We start from the raw sequence: 5,980 nt of genomic DNA, 5'->3' as shown, positions 1-5,980 counted from the left end.
TCGCCCGGCGGTGCCGCGCGCGGGAAACAAAGACGGCACACCTTCAGTCCGGGCCTCCGCCAACGCAGCGCGGGGGCGGATGACCGCGACGGAGGTGAACGCTTCGGCGTCGCGGACGATCAGGGCGAACTTCTCGGGCGGTAGCTTGTCCCCTGAGCGGTCCTGGACATGGCAAAGACCCCGCGATCCGAGACTACGGGCCCATCGCTGACCGCGCTTGAGGTCGGTTGTTATCAGGAGAATCGCACCCATCCGGTCACCTTCAGAGGCTGTTGACTCCCCCGGCGCCGGCTTCCGCAACGACACGAACGTGCTCCGCATCATCAGCCCGGAATGGCTGGCCTGGATCCGGCTGGCGCGGAAGGGAGGTACCGTTGCGGCGCTCCCGACACGAAGGGAGGGACATCACGGCCCCACCTCTCAAGGGGGAGGGGTCAAAAGCGTAACCAGCACGCCTACTGAGGTTTCAGTTCTGGGGAAAACGAGGCCAGCGGAGCCGAAGAAGGGCTGCCGGAGGGCAGCGGGCGACCTCGACCGATCAGACCGAACGAGAATTCGCGCGGTTGGTCGCACTGACCGAGCTATGCCGTGAAGGTATGCAGGCGGTCGATCTATCGAACGAACCACGATGGCCGATAAGCCGATGCCACACGTTCCTGCTTGGCTGCCACGATGAACATGGAACCGGCTGAGGAACCCTCAGACGCACCCCGAGCCGTGCTCTCCGAAGAGATCCGGAGAGGCCTTGGGAGCCTGCTCGCCGCTGCCTACGCGCAGGAGGATGCCGAGTTGGACGCTGCGGGGCACTTCGCTGACCTCCTGGCCAAACTCGACGTCGCGCTTGGGGAGGCACGCAGCCGTGACGAGGCTGAGTTCCAGAGGCAGCTTCTCGCTGTGGCGCCGAGCCTGCGCAGGTTCGCTATATCGCTCGCTCGCGACGCGACTGCAGCTGACGATCTCGTACAGGATACGCTCCTGCGGGCCTGGAGAAGCCAATCGCGTTTCCAGCCCGGTACGAACCTCGAGGCTTGGACCTTCACGATCCTGCGCAACCTCTTCTATAGCGGCCAGCGCAAATCGCGAGAGGTCGAGGATGAGGATGGCAGCTACACCGCCCGGCTCGCCATCCCGCCCGATCAAGCCGGGCGCCTCGACCTTCAGGACGTGCGCGCAGCCCTTGACCGGCTCGCGCCGGTGATGCGGGAAGCCTTGTTGCTCGTGACGCTCGAGGACTTGAGCTACGACGAAGCCGCTGCAGTCATGGGATGCCAAGTCGGCACGGTGAAAAGCCGCGTCTGGCGCGCCCGGGATCAGCTCGCACGGGCGCTCGGCTATACCGGCGCTGAGATCGGGAACGACGGCGTGATGCTCTCGGCGCTCGGCGGATCGAGCGAGGTCAGCAGGTGAGCCCGGATCCGTGCGCTGCATGTGCGACAGGGCCGAAAATCTCGCACGCTGAGATCCGAGAGCGCGCCTACGATCTGTGGGACCGAAACCACCGGCCCGATGGCTACGCGCTAGAGTTCTGGCTCATGGCCGAGCGCGAGCTGATGGCGGAGCGCCGGGGCTCGTCTGCGCGTCAGATCGCACGCTCCATCCTCAGCGAAACGTCAGAAAACTATCAAATGATGGTATTGTCGACGACGAAGTGATCGGCTTTATCCCGTCAGTGAACGCTCAATTAAGGGTTGCATCCTGGTGCGAAAGGTAGAGGAAACAGTCATTTGATGTGATTCGAGGAAAATTCAAGAGATAGATACTGGCGGATTGGTTCGAGATAGACCGTAATAAACCATTAATTAACGAACTAACTTAATACTGTCGTCTAATCTCGCCGCTGATTGCAGAGCGAGAGCTGTTTATATTCTTACGAGATGCTGAACGATGCGCCCTTACCTATCCTTGAAGGCTGCGCTTGCGGCTGCCTTCGGCCTGCTCGCTCTCATCGCGGCTGGACAGGGCGCACTCTCGATCGTCAAACTCGGGGGCATCCGACACTCTGTCACCGAGGTCGCCACGAACTGGCTGCCGTCCGTCGTGACCATCAACCAGATCCGGGCTGGGGTCGCCGAACTCCGGATCAAGCAATACCGCTTGGCGACCACTTCGACCGATGCGCAGACGCTGGCGACGAACCGGCAGAAGTACGACGGCGCGCTGGAGAACGTTGCCAAGGCGCGCGCACGCTATGAGGCCATGATCTCCTCACCCGAGGAGCGCACCCTGTACGATACTTTCTCCGGGCTGTGGGCCCAGTACCAGCAGGTGAGCCAGCACCTCCTCGGACTCCTTGAGGCTGGACGACATCAAGAGGCGTTCGCGGAACTCGCCAACCCCACCGCGGTGAAGATCTACACGGCTGTTGGCGAGGCGCTGGAGCAGGACGTCGCCTTCAACGAGCGTGGCGCCCAGCGTGACGCCGATGGCAGCGTGAGCAACGCGGACGCCGCTACGCTCACCGCCTACGCGGCGGTTGCGGTCGCGATCCTGACGGCCATCGGCGCCGCGTTGTTCAGCTTCTTGCGCATCTCTCAGCCGATTACCCGCATGACGGATGCCATGCGTGTCCTAGCCAGAGGCGATGCCGCCGCCGAGGTGCCGTACCGGCAACGCCAGGATGAGATCGGCGCGATGGCCGCTGCCGTGCAGGTGTTCAAGGATAACCTGATCCGCACCCGCCAGCTGGAGGCTGAGACCGCACAAGCGCGGCTGGCGGCCGAGGAGCAGCGCAAGGTCGGCATGCGCCAGATGGCCGATGGCTTTGAGGCTGCGGTCGGCGGGATCATCGGCATGGTCTCGTCCTCGGCGACCGAGTTGCAGGCGACCGCCCAGACCATGACGGCCACGGCGACCGAGACCGCCAGCCAGTCTACGACGGTCGCAGCTGCCGCCGAGGAGGCCGCCTCCAACGTCAACACCGTGGCGGCCGCCGCCGAGCAGCTGGGTTCGTCCGTGCAGGAGATCAGTCGGCAGGTGGACGGTTCAGCAGAGTTGGCACGCGTCGCCGTGCTCGAAGCCGATCAGACCGGTGCACTGGTGCAGGAGCTGAGCGCTTCCGTGTCGCGCATCGGTGACGTCGTCGGGCTGATCTCGACAATCGCCGGCCAGACCAACCTGCTCGCGCTGAACGCCACCATCGAGGCCGCGCGCGCGGGCGCCGCCGGCAAGGGCTTCGCGGTCGTGGCGTCCGAAGTGAAGGCTCTTGCCGAACAAACGGCTAAGGCCACCGGGGAGATCGCGAGCCAGATCAACCAGATCCAGACCTCGACGAGCCACGCGGTATCATCGATCGCCGGGATCACTGGGCGGATCCGCGAGATCAACGGGGTTGCGGCCTCGATCGCCGCAGCAGTGGAGCAGCAGGGTGCGGCCACGCAGGAGATCGTCAGGAACGTCTCTCAGGCTGCGATGGGCACTGGCGAGGTGACCAGCAACATCGCCGGGGTAGCTCAGGCCTCCGAGGAGACCGGCGCTGCTGCCAGCCAAGTGCTCGGTGCGGCCTCGGAGCTGTCGCGCCAGTCCGAGCACCTCGCGGCCGAGGTCGGCCGCTTCCTCGCCACCGTGCGCGCAGCGTGAGGCGTTGATGGCTGAGGTTCACCTCCTCCAGCGCCGGTTCAGCCGAGACGGCGCAGAGCGCCTCGCCGAAGCCCTGGAACAAGTCCTGGTAACCGACGCGGATTTCGGTCCGCGCTGGCCGCAGATCCGGGCACTCGGGCTGTCCCTGCAGCAGCTGAGCCGCGACCTGGAGCAGGAGACCGACAGGATGGCCTTCAAGCTCGATGCGACACCGGAGGTCGACGCCTTCCGCGACAGCCTTCATCGCCTAGCCGAGGCATTCTCGCGGCTCGGCGTGATCGCGCAGGCCTACCCATCCGCGACCTGAACCCAAGCCATTCACTTCTACCAACCTCCGACCACACCCATCCAGCAGAAGACCCGTTCGATGGACGTCCTCCTCGTCGACGACAGCACGACCATGCTGATGCGCCTCCGGCAACTGCTGGAGGCTGAACACGATGTCGTCGTGACCGCCTGCACCGACCCGCTCGCTGCTTTAGTCGAGGCCCGGACCTGCGCGTTCGACCTCGTGCTCGTCGACCAGCACATGCCCGAGATGGACGGCATCGCGTTCATCCGTGAGATCCGGGCCATACCGCACTACGCCCAGGTGCCGATCGCCATGATCACCAGCGACGTGGGCGATACCGTCAGGCTCAGCGCACTGGAGACCGGCGCTACCGACTTCCTCGACAAGCGAGCCAAGGGTGTTGAGCTGAGCGTGCGTCTGCGCAACCTCGTACGCCTCGCCAGCGCGGTGCGTCACCTCGACGAACAGGCGTCCAGTATGGCCGGCGAGATCGAACGGGCGACGCGCCGGCTACGCGAGCGGGAGGCAGAGGTCATCTTCCGGCTCGCTCTAGCCGTCGAGTACCGCGACAACGACACCGGCGACCACACTTGGCGCGTGGCCCGCTACAGCCAGATCATCGCCGAGGCGATGGGCTTGCCCGAGGAGTTCTGCCGGCGCCTGTACCTCGCGGCACCGCTTCACGACATCGGCAAGGTGGCCGTGCCGGACGGGATCCTGCTGAAGAAGGGTCGCCTCGACGAGGCCGAGTTCGCCGTCATCCGCATGCACCCTACGATCGGTAGACGGATTTTGGGCGACAGCGGCTCGGAGCTGATCAGTCTGGCCGCGGAGATCGCGGAGGCACACCACGAGAAGTGGGATGGCAGCGGCTACCCACACGGTCTGAGTGGCGAGGCCATCCCTCTGTCAGCACGGATCGTCGCGGTGGCGGACGTATTCGACGCCTTGACGACGGTGCGGCCGTACAAGGCGGCCATGGCGTTTGAGGAGGCGCTGAGCTGCATCGAGGCGGATAGCGGTCGCCACTTCGAGCCCGCCTGCGTGGCGGCGTTCGCGTCAGCCTGGGCGGCGGTTTTAGCCGTGCCTGAAGCGGCGGTCGAGCTGCGTCTGGGATCTATGGCCCGGACGACCGAGCCCTGGGCGCGCATACCCGAATTGCGACGCGAGATGGCCGAGGGCGTCGAATAGCGCCTTGGGTTTTGCCTACGACTCCTCGAACACCGAGAGTGCTCGCAGAGCACCGGTCAGTGGATCTCCACCTGCGATCACGGGCTCATAGCGTCCCGCTGCGCCGGGAGCAGGCCGGCCGAGACGTCTGATCACCTCCCGCTCGAACGCGATGAAGCTCTCGATCCGCCCGTCGGCCGAGCGTAGGGGGCGGCAGTCGATCTCGGCGCGGTATTTGGTGCCGTCCCCGCGGTAATTGGTGACGTAGCCGTGGAAGCGCTCTCCAGCCGCCAAGGCGCGTCTGAAGATGTCGAGCGTTTCCTGGCGGGTTTCCTTCCCCTGCATGAAACGGGGGCTCTGCCCGACGATCTTGCCGAGGTCGCGCCCGACGAGGCGTGCGAACGCCGGATTGGCGTAGCGGATGATCGGCCCCGGCGGATCAATCGCCACGTCCGTGACGACGATGTCGATGGGCGCATCTTCGGCGAACGCACGGATCAGGTCGAGAACCATCATGAATAAGGAACGCAGCAGATAGAAACGGCATCCGACGACCATAACGGTGCACGAGGATAACCGTTCTCATGAGTCGTGCGGATCCCGATTGCCTGTCTGCGAAACCGAGGCGGCCACACCTGTAAGGGTCGGCGTGGTGCGGCGGGGCTGGAGACCGCGGAGCGCCGGCCCATGGCCTAACATATCGCGCCCTGTCGTGGACGCGCGCCTGTGTATCGCCGCGTCCTAGGATAGGTACCTACAACCCAGGGGTGGTTGTCTACCGCACTGCGGTGGCCTAGGTTTGCCCTAGACTTCGGGCCGCTCCTTCGGGAGTGGCCTTTTTTCTTTGCCGACCCGCGGTTGCCGGGCCGGCACCCCGGCGGCATCCTGCCATCGGGCGGAGGAGTGTCGGGTCATGGGCCTGCTGGACGGATTGCTGGGGCA

Annotated in this window: 6 protein-coding genes and 1 pseudogene; 5 read left to right on the top strand and 2 right to left on the bottom strand. The window is 65.1% G+C overall.

Annotated elements, in window-relative coordinates; genetic code table 11:
- Nucleotides 1-252 (bottom strand): annotated as a pseudogene (locus MKK82_RS00315) (phosphohydrolase); the annotation flags it as partial.
- 420 nt (nucleotides 253-672) lie between these two features.
- Here MKK82_RS00315 and MKK82_RS00310 point away from each other — a divergent pair.
- From MKK82_RS00310 to MKK82_RS00290, 5 genes are all read left to right on the top strand, one after another.
- Nucleotides 673-1,407 carry a sigma-70 family RNA polymerase sigma factor gene (locus MKK82_RS00310; RefSeq protein WP_243984216.1) on the top strand — a complete coding sequence of 245 codons (735 nt, stop codon included), beginning with the start codon at nucleotides 673-675 and terminating at the stop codon, nucleotides 1,405-1,407.
- Nucleotides 1,404-1,652, top strand: coding sequence for a DUF2934 domain-containing protein (locus MKK82_RS00305; RefSeq protein WP_243984215.1), 249 nt, complete (start codon nucleotides 1,404-1,406; stop codon nucleotides 1,650-1,652). The genes MKK82_RS00310 and MKK82_RS00305 overlap by 4 nt, the downstream gene beginning before the upstream one ends.
- A 232-nt stretch (nucleotides 1,653-1,884) precedes the next feature.
- On the top strand, nucleotides 1,885-3,576 hold the full coding sequence (locus MKK82_RS00300) for a methyl-accepting chemotaxis protein (RefSeq protein WP_243984213.1): 1,692 nt from the start codon (nucleotides 1,885-1,887) through the stop codon (nucleotides 3,574-3,576).
- A gap of 7 nt (nucleotides 3,577-3,583) precedes the next feature.
- On the top strand, nucleotides 3,584-3,883 hold the full coding sequence (locus tag MKK82_RS00295) for a hypothetical protein (RefSeq protein ID WP_243984211.1): 300 nt from the start codon (nucleotides 3,584-3,586) through the stop codon (nucleotides 3,881-3,883).
- 60 nt (nucleotides 3,884-3,943) lie between these two features.
- Complete coding sequence (locus tag MKK82_RS00290) at nucleotides 3,944-5,059, top strand: HD domain-containing phosphohydrolase (protein ID WP_243984210.1); 1,116 nt, start codon at nucleotides 3,944-3,946, stop codon at nucleotides 5,057-5,059.
- A 15-nt stretch (nucleotides 5,060-5,074) separates the two neighbouring features.
- Here MKK82_RS00290 and MKK82_RS00285 read toward each other — a convergent pair whose 3' ends face one another.
- On the bottom strand, nucleotides 5,075-5,554 hold the full coding sequence (locus MKK82_RS00285) for a PAS domain-containing protein (protein WP_243984208.1): 480 nt from the start codon (nucleotides 5,552-5,554) through the stop codon (nucleotides 5,075-5,077).
- Between the last annotated feature and the right edge of the window lie 426 nt (nucleotides 5,555-5,980).

Source organism: Methylobacterium sp. E-046 (assembly GCF_022829625.1).
Taxonomy (GTDB): Bacteria; Pseudomonadota; Alphaproteobacteria; order Rhizobiales; family Beijerinckiaceae; genus Methylobacterium; species Methylobacterium longum.
Note: the sequence above shows the minus strand (reverse complement) of the source record. Positions and strands in the feature narration are given on the sequence as shown.

Excerpts from the sequence above, each read along its gene's own strand:
- MKK82_RS00310 (WP_243984216.1), top strand. The coding sequence starts at position 673 with ATGAACATGGAACCGGCTGAGGAACCCTCAGACGCACCCCGAGCCGTG.
- MKK82_RS00295 (WP_243984211.1), top strand. The coding sequence starts at position 3,584 with ATGGCTGAGGTTCACCTCCTCCAGCGCCGGTTCAGCCGAGACGGCGCA.
- MKK82_RS00290 (WP_243984210.1), top strand. The coding sequence starts at position 3,944 with ATGGACGTCCTCCTCGTCGACGACAGCACGACCATGCTGATGCGCCTC.
- MKK82_RS00300 (WP_243984213.1), top strand. The coding sequence starts at position 1,885 with ATGCGCCCTTACCTATCCTTGAAGGCTGCGCTTGCGGCTGCCTTCGGC.
- MKK82_RS00285 (WP_243984208.1), bottom strand. The coding sequence starts at position 5,554 with ATGATGGTTCTCGACCTGATCCGTGCGTTCGCCGAAGATGCGCCCATC.